At 55.6% G+C, this 12,844-nt stretch carries 13 protein-coding genes; all 13 read right to left on the bottom strand.

Going from position 1 to position 12,844, the window contains the following annotated elements; genetic code table 11:
- Window positions 1-77 precede the first annotated feature (77 nt).
- The 13 genes from A2273_06530 to A2273_06470 all read right to left on the bottom strand — a co-directional run bounded on the left by A2273_06530 (window position 78) and on the right by A2273_06470 (window position 12,736).
- Window positions 78-806, bottom strand: coding sequence for an ABC transporter ATP-binding protein (locus tag A2273_06530; protein ID OGF08590.1), 729 nt, complete (start codon window positions 804-806; stop codon window positions 78-80).
- 11 nt (window positions 807-817) lie between these two features.
- On the bottom strand, window positions 818-2,308 hold the full coding sequence (locus A2273_06525; protein ID OGF08589.1) for a hypothetical protein: 1,491 nt from the start codon (window positions 2,306-2,308) through the stop codon (window positions 818-820).
- A 20-nt stretch (window positions 2,309-2,328) separates the two neighbouring features.
- Window positions 2,329-3,129, bottom strand: a complete 801-nt coding sequence (locus A2273_06520; GenBank protein OGF08588.1) for a hypothetical protein — start codon at window positions 3,127-3,129, stop codon at window positions 2,329-2,331.
- Window positions 3,130-3,271: 142 nt separating this feature from the next.
- Window positions 3,272-4,660: a replicative DNA helicase gene (locus A2273_06515; GenBank protein OGF08587.1), complete on the bottom strand. Its 1,389-nt coding sequence runs from the start codon at window positions 4,658-4,660 to the stop codon at window positions 3,272-3,274.
- Window positions 4,650-5,207 (bottom strand): uracil-DNA glycosylase, encoded by a 558-nt coding sequence (locus A2273_06510; protein ID OGF08746.1) that lies wholly within the window; start codon window positions 5,205-5,207, stop codon window positions 4,650-4,652. Before A2273_06510 ends, A2273_06515 begins: the two co-directional genes overlap by 11 nt.
- 119 nt (window positions 5,208-5,326) lie before the next feature.
- Window positions 5,327-6,523, bottom strand: coding sequence for a hypothetical protein (locus A2273_06505; GenBank protein ID OGF08586.1), 1,197 nt, complete (start codon window positions 6,521-6,523; stop codon window positions 5,327-5,329).
- Window positions 6,516-6,710 carry a DNA-directed RNA polymerase subunit omega gene (locus A2273_06500; GenBank protein ID OGF08585.1) on the bottom strand — a complete coding sequence of 65 codons (195 nt, stop codon included), beginning with the start codon at window positions 6,708-6,710 and terminating at the stop codon, window positions 6,516-6,518. Before A2273_06500 ends, A2273_06505 begins: the two co-directional genes overlap by 8 nt.
- Window positions 6,711-6,730: 20 nt before the next feature.
- Window positions 6,731-7,345: a guanylate kinase gene (locus A2273_06495; GenBank protein ID OGF08584.1), complete on the bottom strand. Its 615-nt coding sequence runs from the start codon at window positions 7,343-7,345 to the stop codon at window positions 6,731-6,733.
- A 553-nt stretch (window positions 7,346-7,898) separates the two neighbouring features.
- Window positions 7,899-9,419: a hypothetical protein gene (locus A2273_06490; GenBank protein ID OGF08583.1), complete on the bottom strand. Its 1,521-nt coding sequence runs from the start codon at window positions 9,417-9,419 to the stop codon at window positions 7,899-7,901.
- 21 nt (window positions 9,420-9,440) lie between these two features.
- Entirely contained in the window at window positions 9,441-10,316 is an 876-nt protein-coding gene (locus tag A2273_06485) for a YicC family protein (GenBank protein ID OGF08582.1), read from the bottom strand.
- A 329-nt stretch (window positions 10,317-10,645) separates the two neighbouring features.
- Window positions 10,646-11,212 carry a hypothetical protein gene (locus A2273_06480; protein ID OGF08581.1) on the bottom strand — a complete coding sequence of 189 codons (567 nt, stop codon included), beginning with the start codon at window positions 11,210-11,212 and terminating at the stop codon, window positions 10,646-10,648.
- A gap of 2 nt (window positions 11,213-11,214) precedes the next feature.
- The gene (locus A2273_06475; GenBank protein ID OGF08580.1) at window positions 11,215-11,838 is read right to left on the bottom strand and encodes a hypothetical protein; all 624 of its coding nucleotides are present in this window, start codon (window positions 11,836-11,838) and stop codon (window positions 11,215-11,217) included.
- Window position 11,839: 1 nt separating this feature from the next.
- On the bottom strand, window positions 11,840-12,736 hold the full coding sequence (locus tag A2273_06470) for a hypothetical protein (protein OGF08579.1): 897 nt from the start codon (window positions 12,734-12,736) through the stop codon (window positions 11,840-11,842).
- Window positions 12,737-12,844: the final 108 nt, after the last annotated feature.

The raw sequence follows: 12,844 nt of genomic DNA, 5'->3' as shown, positions 1-12,844 counted from the left end.
ATTAGGAGAGGGGTAGGGTGAGGTCCTCTGTTAAGAATCAACCGTTTGACAAAAGCCCGGATGAAAATCCGGGCTTTTTAATCGGCCTCGCCGTTGATGAACCGCTGGACCCTTTGGTCCGGCGATCCTTTTATCTCCTCCGGGGTGCCGCAGAAGATGATCCTGCCCTGATGCAGCATGGCGATCCGGTCGGCGATCTTGGAGGCGCTGACCATGTCGTGGGTGACCGCTATCGAGGTCAGCGTCATCTTGTTCCGAAGGTCGATGATCAGATCGTTGATCTTGTCGGCCATGATGGGATCCAGCCCGGTGGTGGGCTCGTCGTAGAGGATGTATTCCGGGTCCATGGCGATGGCCCGGGCCAGCCCCACCCGCTTCTTCATCCCGCCGGAGAGCTCGGCCGGCATCAGGCCGCCGGTGCCGGACATGCCCACCAGCTCCAGCTTTTTATTGACGATGCCGGATATCTGCTCGGCCGAATATTCCGAATGCTCCTTGAGCCCCAGCCCCACGTTCTCGGCCACCGTCAGCGAATCGAACAGGGCCGCCCCCTGAAACAACATACCCAGGCGCTTCCGCAGGGCGAACAATTCATTTTTTCTGATATGGGCCAGCTCGGTGCCGTCAATTTTGATGGATCCCTTATCCGGCTGCATCAGCCCGATGATATGGCGCAGCAGGACGCTCTTGCCGCAGCCCGACCCGCCGATGATCACCATGGTCTCCCCGGTGTTGATAGACAGGTCCACCCCGGCCAGCACCTGCTTGGAGTTGAAGGATTTGTATATGTTGGATATCTCGATCATTAAAATGTTTATTAATTTTCGATTACTTCTGTTTTTTTACTTTCCAACCAAGTTTTAATATTACTAACCATTGTTTCCCACTCTTCTCTTTCAGAAATTAAATCTATAATTCTTACTAAACCAGCTTTCTGGTCTAAGCCTATTGTATCTATGATTCTATCAATATAATTATGATTATCATTCTCAACGGAAATATTATTTGCGAGGGAAACAAACTCATTTTCAGTGTTTTGTAACGATTTTAGAATATTATACACATGTTGTTCGGGACTCGTTGCTGCCGGTAAAATTACTTCCGTTATATGTGTTAATGCTTTTGCACGTAATCTGTTTGCTGTTTCATCTGAACCAGTAATCAATTTATTAATAAATTCAGACTTTTCTGAACTACTTACGTATCTATCACCATCTAAAACAAATAAAGTATTATCAATATTATCTGAGTTTAATAATAAGCCAGCTACAACGGTAAAACAATTAATAGCAGCACCATATTCTTTTATTGAAAGATACTTTAAAAGTCCCATGTCCATGGCAATTTTTTCTACAATAGAACGAGCAAACTCATCTTCGACAAATATTTCAAGGCGTTTTTCAATTCTACCAGTTAAACGGTGTATTGCGTCTGGTTTTGTATTATTGAAACATAACGTGCTTTCACCTATTGTGTGTATATGCCTAATATTAATATAATTACTCAAATCTAGTGATGTTTCTCTATGTGATGTAAATATTATTTGAATATTTTTATCTATTGCTCTCTCGGAAAGTACTTCAATAAGTCTATTTAGTGCATCATTATGCATAAGTAAATCTATTTCATCTATCAAAATCAAACTGTATTTGGGTGCTTTATATATTTGCTCTAATATTTTAAATATTCTTTGTTCGCCTGCACCCATGCTAAGTGCGCTATATCTCAAACGATTGTGGGCAACACCAGTATAAGTGGTGCCACGCAATGTACTATTCAATAGATTATATTCTGTATATACGCGATTTAAAACATAACTTGCTTTTCTTTTAACCGTTGTATGCAATTCGCTTGTTAAAGGGTTTGTTTGATAATTTATTAATGTCCGTTGCCTCTCTTCTTCTATCCGTGGAACGCAAGTCTTAATTCCAATGTAATCTACATACCTCTTGATTCTTTTACTGTATTTTGGTTTCCACCTATCATTAGACTTGCTAAATTCAAATAATTTATTATCATATGCGTCAGCACCAATTCTATAGCTGTGCTTTATTGTAAACTTACTACCATCCCATTTTGAATCACTAGTAGGAAGAAAGAAATTGCTGAATTTATAGTTTTGTTGTTCCTCTTTTTGTGGATTATAGCAACACGCTAAATCGTGTAATATTGTTGATTTGCCTGAACAATTTACACCAAAAATGCCAGTGATATATTTACCATCAAAAGACATTTCAGGTAAATTAACAATACTTTTTAATTTATCGATATGAATTGATAATATTTTCTGTTGTGTTACTTCTTGCATCTAAAACACCTGCTTTTGTTTTACCTGAATATCCAGGCCGAGATGATGTAATCGAATATCAGTATCAGCACCGCCGAGGTGACCACCGAATTGGTGGTGGCCTTGCCCACCCCCTCGGCCCCGCCCTCGGTGGTCGAGCCGTGAAAGCACCCCGAGGTGGCGATGATGATCCCGAAGAACACCGATTTGACGATCCCGCCCACCAGGTCCCGGGTGTGGAAATGGAATCGCAGGCCGTCCAGGTACATCTGGCTGGAGATGCCCACCGACAGCACCGCCACCAGCCAGCCGCCGATCAGGGCCACGAAATTGGCGAACACCGTCAACACCGGGGCCATCACCGCCCCGGCCACGAAACGCGGCATGTACAGGTAGGCCACCGGGTCGATGGCCATGGTCTCCAGGGCGTCGATCTGCTCGGTGACCTTCATGGTGCCCAGCTCGGCGGCGATCCCGGCCCCCACCCGGCCGGCCACCACCAGGGCGGTCAGCACCGGCCCCAGCTCTATCAGCACCGCCCGGGAGATCCCGGCCCCCAGCCAGATGGGCGGCACCAGGCCCTGCATCTGGTAGGCGGCCTGCACCCCGGCCACCATCCCGGTGAATACCGCCGAGAACAGCACCACCGGCAGGGAGCTCACCCCGAAGAACATCATCTGGGTGAGGACCTGGGAGAAATTCCTGAGGATGTATCTTAATGACAGGGCGATCTTTCCCAAAAGGATGAAAGCCGCTCCCCATCCCTGGAAAAGGTCGATGGTCGAGCGGCCGATGTTTTCGAAAATACTGCGCTGGGAAAGAATGTTAAGTTTGAAAGGCATAATAACGGATTAATGGTTTGAGACGGCAAACCGCGGAGGCGCAGAGATGTTCCGGTAATACCTCAACCCAAGCTTAGTGCACTCAGCGTCTTTGCGGTGAAATATACTGGTCATTTGCGGTCTATTATTGGCGCAATTCGGCTTAGAACGGATCGGTCCTCTGCTCCTGGGTCTGGTTCTCGAACCGGGTGTACTCCTTGAGGAAGGTCAGGTTGAACTTGCCGGTGGGGCCGTTCCTCTGCTTGGCGATTATCAGCTCGGCGCTGTCGGCGTCCGTCTGCTCGGACTGGCTCCGTTCCTCCTTGTCCTTGTAGACGCCCTTCTGGCGGTGCAGGAACAGCACCACATCGGCGTCCTGCTCGATGGCCCCCGACTCGCGCAGGTCGGACAGGATGGGGCGGGAGTCCTGGCCCCGCTGTTCGGAGATGCGGGACAGCTGGGAGAGGGCCATCACCGGGACATCCAGCTCCTTGGCCAGGGCCTTGAGGGAACGGGATATCTCGGAGATCTCCTGCTGGCGGTTCTCGGAGCGGTAATTGGAGCCCCGCATCAGCTGGAGGTAATCCACGATGATCAGCCCCAGGTCCACCTCGGACTTCAGGCGCCGGGCCTTGGCCCTGATCTCCAGGGGGCTGGAGCTGGAACTCTCGTCGATGTATATCGGGGCCTCATGCAGCAGGCCGGCGGCCGAAACCAGCTTGGTAAAATCCTGCTGGGAGAGATAGCCGCTGCGCACCTTATGCCCCGGCACCCGGGCCTCGGAGCACAGCAGGCGGATGACCAGCTGTTCCTTGGACATCTCCAGGCTGAATACCGCCACCGGTATCTTGTTGGTTATGGCGGCATGCTGGGCGATGTTCAGGGCGAAAGCGGTCTTCCCCACCGAGGGGCGGGCCCCGACGATGATCAGGTCCCCCTTCTGCATGCCGGAGGTCATCTCGTCCAGGTCGGCAAAACCGGTCTCCACCCCGGTGATGTGCCGCTTCTCCTTGTACATCTTCTCCACCATCTCGAAGCTGTCCTTGATGAAGGAGCCCAGCGGCATCAGATGCTTGCGAAGGCGCTTTTCCTTGATGGAGAATATCAGCTGTTCGGCGCGGTCCAATAATTCCTCGGCGGTCTCGCTGGCCTCGTAGCAGGAGGAAACGATCTGGGTGGCGGAGTTGATCAGCCGGCGCACCACCGCCTTCTCCAGCACGATCCGGGCGTAATAATCGACATTGGCCGCGGTGGCCACGCTCTCCACCAGACGGGTGAGGTAGACCGGCCCCCCGGCGTCGTCCAGCCACTTAAGGCGCCGCAGTTCGTCGGCCACCGTCACCAGGTCGGCCGGCTGGTTCTTCTCGTAGAGGTTGATGATGCCCCGGAATATCTTGCGGTGGGCCGAGGAGTAGAAATTCTCCTCGTCGCTGATGATCTCCACCGACCGGGAGACGGCCTCGGGCGACAACAGCATCGAGCCCAGCACCGCCATCTCGGCGTCCTGCGACTGGGGCGGCAGCCTCTCTATCATGTTGTTGCTATCGGCCATCGGACCTTTCCTGATCGTATATCTTTCTTACCAATTGGACGTCCTCCCAGGTCTGCCTCTTCCAGGCCGGGTTCCGCAGCAGGGCCGCCGGATGGAAGGTCGGCACCAGTTTTATATCATGATAGTAGTGGATCTGGCCCCGCAGTTTTGAGATCGGGGTGGTGTTTTTCAGCAGGGTCTGGGCGGCGAAGGTGCCCAGGGCACAGATCACCTTGGGTTTTATCAGCTCCAGCTGCCTGATCAGATAGGGCTCGCACATCTCGATCTCCCGGGGCTCCGGATTGCGGTTGCCCGGCGGGCGGCACTTGAGAATGTTGCAGATATATACCTGGGAGCGGTCCAGCTTGATGGCCTCGATGATCTTGGTCAGCAGCTGCCCGGCGGCGCCCACAAAGGGTTTTCCCTGCAGATTCTCATCATGGCCCGGGGCCTCGCCCACGAAGACCATGTCGGCTTTGGGATCCCCGTCGCCGAAAACGAAGTTGGTGCGGGTTTTGGACAGCGGGCATTTGGCGCAGCCGGAGATCTCTTTTTGGTACCGGGCCAGGGCCCCGCTCCTGCCGGAGCTTGATATCACCGGTTTTTTGCTCAGCACCAGTTCGCTGACGCCCTGCTCCTGCTCCTGGAGGAGATATTTCCTGAGCCGGCTGATGGCCACGGTTGATGTCACTTATCGGCTCCTATCAATTTGATGGTCCGGTCCAGGATCAGCCCCGCCAGCCGGGATTTCGGCATCGGGGGGAATTTGGCGGTATTTCCTTTTTGGTCGATGATCACGGCCTGGATATTTTCACTGGACAGCGTTTTTGCCGGGTTGGCCACGATCAGGTCCAGTTTTTTGGCGGCCAGCTTTTTCCTGGCGTTGGCAATCAGATTATCCGTCTCCAGGGCGAAACCCACCAGCACCGTCCCGGCTTTTCGCCTGCCTGCGGCCAGTTGAATTATATCGGGATTCTTCTTGAGGGTCAAAGTCATATCGTCGTCGTTATTTTTTTTGATCTTGCCGGAGGCAATATTTTTTGGGGCGTAGTCCGCCACCGCCGCCGCCATGATCAATGCCCGGTTATGCGGCAGCTCTTTAAGCACCGCCTGGCTCATCTGGGCGGCGGTATTTACCGTTATATGTTTGAATACCTCCGGAGCCGGGACATCGGCCGGGCCGGATATCAATGTCACTTTGGCCCCCCGGCGGGCGGACTGTTCGGCCAGGGCCATGCCCATCCTGCCGGATGAGCGGTTGGAGATGAACCTCACCGGGTCCCAGGGCTCCTCGGTCCGCCCGGCGGTGATGATCAGCGGGATGTCCCGGTAATCATCCTTCCAGCCCAGCAGGCAAAGGATTTCATTCTCAATCTTATCCAGCGAAGCCAGCCGACCGTTGCCCTCCGCCCCGCAGGCCAGCCGGCCTGATTCCGGCTCCACCATCCGCCAGCCGTTATCCGCCAGCCGTTTGACGTTCTGACGGACGATCCGGTTCTCCCACATATTCACATTCATGGCCGGGGCCAGCAGCACCGGCGCCCTAACGGCCAGGGCCACCGTGGTCAGCAGATCGTCGGCGATGCCGGCGGCGGCCTTGGCGATAAAATTGGCCGAGGCCGGCACTATCGCCAGCACATCGGCCAGCTGGGCTAGGGATATGTGCTCGATATTCTGCGGCTTGGAATCCGGAAATAGTTCCCGGGCCACCGGATTGCCCGACAGGGCTTCGAATGAGGCCGGGCCCACCAGTTTGCAGGCATTGCCGGTCATGATCACCGTCACCCGGCAGCCTTTCTTCCTCAGGCGGCCGACCAGGTCCAGGGCCTTGTAGGCGGCGATGCTGCCGGTCACCCCCAACACTATGTTGGGAGCTTTAGTCATTGCCGTGGAATTCCACCTTGTGGTCCCTCAGCCGCTCCAGGGCCAGCGAGATGGGCTTCAGGGCCATGTCCATCCGGCCCATCCTCCGTTTGTCGTTGAGGCGCCGGGCCTCCTTGGCGGCCACCAGGACCGCCATGTATTTGTTCTCCATGCCTTCGCTCAGTTCTTCGATGGGAATGAAAGCCATTGCCGGTCTCCTTAAAGATTTTATATTATTTTTATGATCTCGTCCTTGTTGTACCTGGAAAGCCTGAGCCGCTCGGCCCGGATGATGGCTACCACCGCATCGATGGCCTGGTTGAGGTCGTCATTGACCAGCCAGTAGTCGAAATCGCCGATCTGCTCCATCTCCAGCCGGGCCTTGTTCAGCCGCTTGCTGATCACCTCGTCGCTGTCGGTGGCCCGGCTCATCAGCCTCTGCTTCAGGGCCTCGATGGAGGGCGGGATCACGAAGATGCTGATCGCCTGGGGGTATGTCTTCTTGACCGACCGGGCCCCCACGGTATCGATGTCCATGATCACGTCCCGCCCCTGCTCCAGCTGGCCCGAGATGTCCTTGCGGGGGGTGCCGTAATAATTATCGTGGACCATGGCCCACTCCACCAGAGCGTCGCTCTCCAGCATCTCCTCGAAATCGGCCGCCGACACGAAATGATAGTCCTGCCCGTGTTTTTCGTTGGGGCGGGGCGGCCGGGAGGTCACCGATATGGAGTAGACGATCTCGGGGTGCCTCTCCACCACCTTGCGGCACAGGCTGGTCTTGCCCGCCCCGGACGGGGCGGAGAGTATTATGGGAAACCCCTGGCGTGTCAGGTTATGCATATAAATAATTAATTGGCATTAAATATTTTTGAAAGTGGGCCTGCAGCAACTTAAATGTTACTTTCTTATGACCCTTCACAAACAAGGCGGGTTGTTTTTCTCAGGGCAGGCGCCGAAAGTAACCAAAGGCACGTCCTGAGTCAGTCTGCTTGTTCGGCAAACGAAGGAAATCTTTGCCTCGCCCAGTTCTGCGGACAGTAAGGCCTACGCCCAGGCATTCATTGAACCAGAACTTGCAGGATGTCTTTGACGCAATGACTGCTTTATCGGGGCTGAAGTGTGCGCCGCTTCACTGATGGCGGGGCCCCGGGTCGCATCAGCGCTGCTGCCTGGTAAAAGCCGCCGTTAAGAATGTTTTGCCTGCTGGTGCCCGGTTTCGTGATCAAAACATTTAGGCGGCTGGTTTCAGGGCTACCGGGCAGCGGTGCAGCGACAGTTCTCTTTGTAGCTTTCTCTTCAAAGAGAAAGCGGAGGACATATATTCAGGCACAGGAGCTCCGGTCTTTGTCACGGCTGGAAATGATTTCTTGAGTTTGCTGCCGGTGTTTTAATTTCAGATCGATACCCTGATCCCGGCGTTGAGGGCGATGGTCTCCCAGGGCTTGAAGTCCTCCATCTTCTCCAGGTTGGAGGTGCTTAAGATCCCGTTGGCCAGATTGATCCGGGAGCCCAGCATCAGCTCGCCCTTGGGAAAGGGGATGCCCACCCCGGCACCCAATATCACCATAGGGGCCGAGCTGTAAAGCTTGTCATCCTCCAGGGCCAGGTATTGCCAGCGGCTGGCCAGCCCCAATCTTAAGCTGGTGCGTTTGATGGACAGCGAGGTGCCCAGCGAGGCGTAGGCATTGCCGATCATGGGCCATTCCCCGGTCATCATGTCCATGCCGCCGTTGACCCCCACCCGCAGGCCCCACAGTTTGAGACCCAGCGAGGCCTTCAGGCTGGTCACCCCGGGAAGCTCGATCTCGCCGGTGTCGGCGGCGGTCTTGCGGGTGTATTCCACCCCGCCCAGATTGAGTTTGACATCGCCGGTGAATGTCTGGCTGGCGCTGTCGTACTGCAGGCTGCTGACGCTGATGCTGTCCAGCAGCGGCTGGCCTTCGGGCAGTCCCGAGTTGTTGAAGTAATATCCGGAGAGTTTGTAGGGCATTCCCATTTCCAGGGACATCCCCAGCTTGACGATGGGCAGTTCCATGTTCCCGCCCAGCACCAGGCTGTACTGGGTCCCCTGGAGGTCGCTGGAGAATTTGCTGTAGAAGATTGAATCACCGAACGGGGCGTAGATGTCCACGTTGTCAAAGATCACGCTGGGGCCGCCGTAATTGGCCGAATCCAGCTCCCCCCTGAGGCTGTCGATGCTGCCGGACAGCTTGAGGCTGGTGTTGGCCAGCGCCTCGATCCTGGTCACCTTAAACCCCATCCCCATGTTGATGGGACCGTATTTGGTGCCGGCTCCCACGAAGATCGGCTGGTTGGAGATCCGGGCCTCCCCGCTGCCCTTTAGGCGGACGTTGGTGACCGCCGAGACGTTGAAGGTCACCGGGACCGCCAGTCCTCCCGGCAGCAGCCCGTTGGCGTCGCTGGTCAGGATATAATCGTAGGCGTAATTGAACCTTTGGGAGATGTCCATATCCGCCTTGTCCAGCCCGGCCTCCACGGCAAAGCTCCTCTGGTAGGCGATGCCCACCCCGAAGGGCCCCATCTTGCCGGCCACCCCCACGTAATCCAACCCGCCCTGGTCGGTCAGGGTCAGGTAGGTGGGTATATTCAGTTCCCCGGTCACCTCGGTGCTGTCCATCAGCCTGATGTCGGTGCTCATGCTGGCGTCCTTGGACAGGCTGCCGGCCACGGTGACGTCCATGATCCCGGTCCTCCCCAGGCCCCCGGGGTTGTTCATCATCCCCACGCTGCCGTGGGCCAGGTTGAGGTCCAGGAAGCCCAGGTCCAGAAAGTACAGGTTCAGCTCCGGGGTGGACATGGAGATATGGGCCTCCATCTGGGTGGCGAGGCTCTGGGCGTTAAGACCGGCGGCCAGCGCCAGGCTCAGGGTTATTGACAAGAGGGTCTTTTTCATGGCAAATTCCTTCCCTTAATATTATTCCACGTTCTGGGCTTGTTCCCTCATTTTCTCCAGGTTCTCCTTTATCCGGACCACCAGCTGGGATATCTTGTCGTCGTTGGCCTTGGAGCCGATGGTGTTGGCCTCGCGGTTGATCTCCTGCAGCAGGAAGTCCAGCCGCCGGCCCACCGGCTGGGAGGTGTCCAGATATTCCTCAAAGGCCTTGATATGGCTGGCGAAGCGGACGCACTCCTCGCTGATATCGCACCGGTCGGCGTAGACCGCCGCCTCCTGCATCAGCCGCTGGGGGTCCAGGGCCGTTCCCTGGGAGATCTTTTTAAGGCGCTGGGCGAACTTGTCGCGGAACTGCCGGATCCTCAAGGGGGCCAGCTTCTCGATGGACGAAAGGCTCTTTTTCAGCTCGGCGATGTTCTTGCGGAGATCGGCCGCCAGGGCCGAGCCCTCGCGAATCCTCATGCGGTCAAAATCGTCCAGGGCCTTCTTCAGGCAGACCTGCAGTCCGGACCAGGCCTTGCCCTGCGACAGCGGGGCCTGACGGCTCCTGAATATCTCGGAGAAGTGGCAGATGTCCTCCAGCTCCACCGGGTCCTTTATCCGGTAGCGCTTGCGCAGGGTGTTGAGCAGTTTGTAGAAATGATCGGCGCTGCGGAGATCCAGCTCCGGCAGGTCGGGGGCTTCGCCCCCGTTGTAGGTGGCGGTCAGGCTGACCGAGCCGCGGGCGATGCGCTTCTGCAGAAACTTCTTGACCTCCGGCTCCAGGCTGGCGAAGGCCCGGGGCAGCCTGATGCCGAAGTCGGTGAAGCGGTTGTTCACCGAGCGTATTTCCAGGGTCAGGCGGGAGCCGTTAAGGGTGGACTCCGCCCGGCCGTATCCGGTCATGCTTTTTATCATAAGGCCCCAATATAAAGTCTTATTATAACATAAATTAGGGTGATGTCAACGGAAAATAAAAGACGGCCCAGGCAAGGCCGCCGATGATGGCTGAATAGATCATTAATTGCATGTGATTTTGCGGATTTGGTGGCCTGGCATGTCATTCCCGCCCCGCATCAAGTACGGGACAAACCCTGAGCCAGCAGGGCTTGCTTGCCTTACTCAGGGCAGGCTTCCGGCGGGAATCCATGAAAACAGGTTTGAGAAAAAGCCAGGGTCAATCCGTTGTGCCCTTTGTGCGCTTAGTGTTTAAAATTCCTCCGCACCTCTGCGGTGAAGAAAAACCCTCACTCCCCGATCTCGATCTCCACTATGGCCGGTGGGATCCGGGGAAAGGTCGATCCCGTGTAACTCTCTCTGGCCTTGGTGACGGTCAATCTCAGTTCCATAGAAGCCACCTGCGATATCTCGCCCCCCTGGATGAGGCCGTTCTGGTCGGCATCGGCGACAGTAAAACACTGGGCTGGGGTCATGGCCATGGCGCTGTCGTTCATCGGCTTGTATTGAATATTGAATTCGGCTGTTTTATACCCAGCCGGCAGGACCGGCTTAGAATTGACATACAGAACGCTGTCCTTGGTGCCGCGAAATATGGAGATGGTATCGCCGTTTTGGGCCGCCAGCAGCATTCTATGCGAATCCCCCTCCAGCCAGCCGAATGAATCGGATACCTTCCGGTTCAGCCCGTTCAGCGCCTGTTCGGTCTGCATATAAAGTTCATGCCGAAGCTGATTCTTGGCGAAAGCCCTGAACGTCGGGACCAGCACCCCGAAAATGCCCGCCATCACTATTCCGAATATGGTCAGGGCTATTATCGTTTCCAGAAGCGACCAGCCCGAATCCCTGATCCTCATGTTCATTCCTTCTTGATGATAAACCCGCTGTCGTTGATATACAGTCCGTAGGCTTCCTGGGACGGATACTGGAAGGCGGCGATGCCGTAGGCGGCGTCGATCAGCTTTGTCCGTTGCCCGTATTTGAGCAGGCTTTTCCACAGCCCGCGATGGGAGCTGTCTATCACCTGCCGTCCGGGAACCAGCGAGCAGGTATCCGATTCGTAGCGCCCCGAGAATCGGTCGATCTTGTAATAGGCCCCGGCCCCCAGCCACCTCAGCAGCGGGTTCCAGCGGACGATGTAGCCCTCCACCATCCACTGGTCGCCGTTCAATTCGAAATTAAACCGTTGCTCGGTCTTAAGATCGGTAAACTCCATCCTCAGGCCCTGCCCCTCCTGCCGGGCGGAGATGGTGCCGATCCGCTGGTCGTGCAGGTAACGGTTGAGGGTCTGGACGAACAGCGACAAGAAGATGAAGGCCGCCGAGAGCACGGCCAGCACCGCCGAATTCAACAGCAGGTTGACGGCCCGGCCGGCCCCGGCCTTTCGCTTGGCCAGGCGGCTGATCAGATAGATGAATACCAGCAGGGCGATCAGCCCGATTGTCAGGCCGATCAATCCGGTGGAAACGGCGAACTTGTCCATTTTATCTCCTCCTTATAAGATATATCACCAGCAGGGCGGCCAGCCCCAGGCAGGCCGCCAGCGTCCCCAGGATGGCATATTCCTTGAACGGATAGACATCGAATCTGCCGGAAGGCATTTTGCTTGTTTTAAGGCTGTCCGGCTGGATGCGGTTTATCGGTCGGTCATATTTATCTTTGTTTTGCAGATAATCGGCAAAATAATCGAACCCGTCTTTGCTATCATAGCCCATCAATACATCATCATGCCGGATGGGATTGCGGCCGGAGATCTGGAAATAAAGCCGCCCCTGGTCGTCGTATTCAAACACTTCTCTGGGATAGATCCCGAACACTTGCGATGACAAAAGCCGGCCTTTCAGATCGATCTGTAATTCGGTATCCTGCATCTGTCCTTCCCAGGCCCGGGCCTGCTCCAGCAGAAATCCCAGGAAGAACGAGCGGCGGACATTGCCGCCCCGGGCCAGCTGGGCCGGGCCGGTCCTGACGGCGTACGATAATCTTAACGTATCCCGGCTGCCGGGCGGGATATCCACCGCCCAGCCATACCATTGGCTGACCGAATCACGGTACGATTCCGGCAGGGAAAGATACCCGTCGCTTGATCGGAGATCGGCAGTGATGGTTTTTACCATCTGCTCCCGCCCTTTCCAGGATATTTTCAGGTCGAACAGCGAATCCAGCTTGATTATGGATATCTCATCGTGGGTAAAACTTCCGCTTTTGGGGAGAGCCAAAGATATTTGAATATTTTTTCCACCGCGGTTGCTCAGGACGATCTTCCATCTGATCAGCGCCAAACCGGGATAGAGATCGGCCGTGATCGTCTGGCTTTCCATGGCTATCCGGCCTTCAGCGGCTGCACTTTTTAACGGAAGGGGAACGACCGCCCGGCCCATCCCCGCCCCCTGCAATACCGGAGTGACGCCCCACGAAGGCCTGGCCGACAGGAGAAGCAAAGCCAGCAAAGGCAGGATCCCCGCTTTTAACCCAGCCCTTAATGGCTG

This window comes from Candidatus Edwardsbacteria bacterium RifOxyA12_full_54_48, from assembly GCA_001777915.1.
Classification (GTDB): domain Bacteria; phylum Edwardsbacteria; class AC1; order AC1; family EtOH8; genus UBA2226.
Note: the sequence above shows the minus strand (reverse complement) of the source record. Positions and strands in the feature narration are given on the sequence as shown.

Bases quoted from the DNA above. Each gene is read 5' to 3' on its own strand.
- A2273_06530 (OGF08590.1), bottom strand. From the start codon at position 806: ATGATCGAGATATCCAACATATACAAATCCTTCAACTCCAAGCAGGTG.
- A2273_06525 (OGF08589.1), bottom strand. From the start codon at position 2,308: ATGCAAGAAGTAACACAACAGAAAATATTATCAATTCATATCGATAAA.
- A2273_06520 (OGF08588.1), bottom strand. From the start codon at position 3,129: ATGCCTTTCAAACTTAACATTCTTTCCCAGCGCAGTATTTTCGAAAAC.
- A2273_06515 (OGF08587.1), bottom strand. From the start codon at position 4,660: ATGGCCGATAGCAACAACATGATAGAGAGGCTGCCGCCCCAGTCGCAG.
- A2273_06505 (OGF08586.1), bottom strand. From the start codon at position 6,523: ATGACTAAAGCTCCCAACATAGTGTTGGGGGTGACCGGCAGCATCGCC.
- A2273_06500 (OGF08585.1), bottom strand. From the start codon at position 6,710: ATGGCTTTCATTCCCATCGAAGAACTGAGCGAAGGCATGGAGAACAAA.
- A2273_06495 (OGF08584.1), bottom strand. From the start codon at position 7,345: ATGCATAACCTGACACGCCAGGGGTTTCCCATAATACTCTCCGCCCCG.
- A2273_06490 (OGF08583.1), bottom strand. From the start codon at position 9,419: ATGAAAAAGACCCTCTTGTCAATAACCCTGAGCCTGGCGCTGGCCGCC.
- A2273_06485 (OGF08582.1), bottom strand. From the start codon at position 10,316: ATGATAAAAAGCATGACCGGATACGGCCGGGCGGAGTCCACCCTTAAC.
- A2273_06480 (OGF08581.1), bottom strand. From the start codon at position 11,212: ATGAGGATCAGGGATTCGGGCTGGTCGCTTCTGGAAACGATAATAGCC.
- A2273_06475 (OGF08580.1), bottom strand. From the start codon at position 11,838: ATGGACAAGTTCGCCGTTTCCACCGGATTGATCGGCCTGACAATCGGG.
- A2273_06470 (OGF08579.1), bottom strand. From the start codon at position 12,736: ATGGGCCGGGCGGTCGTTCCCCTTCCGTTAAAAAGTGCAGCCGCTGAA.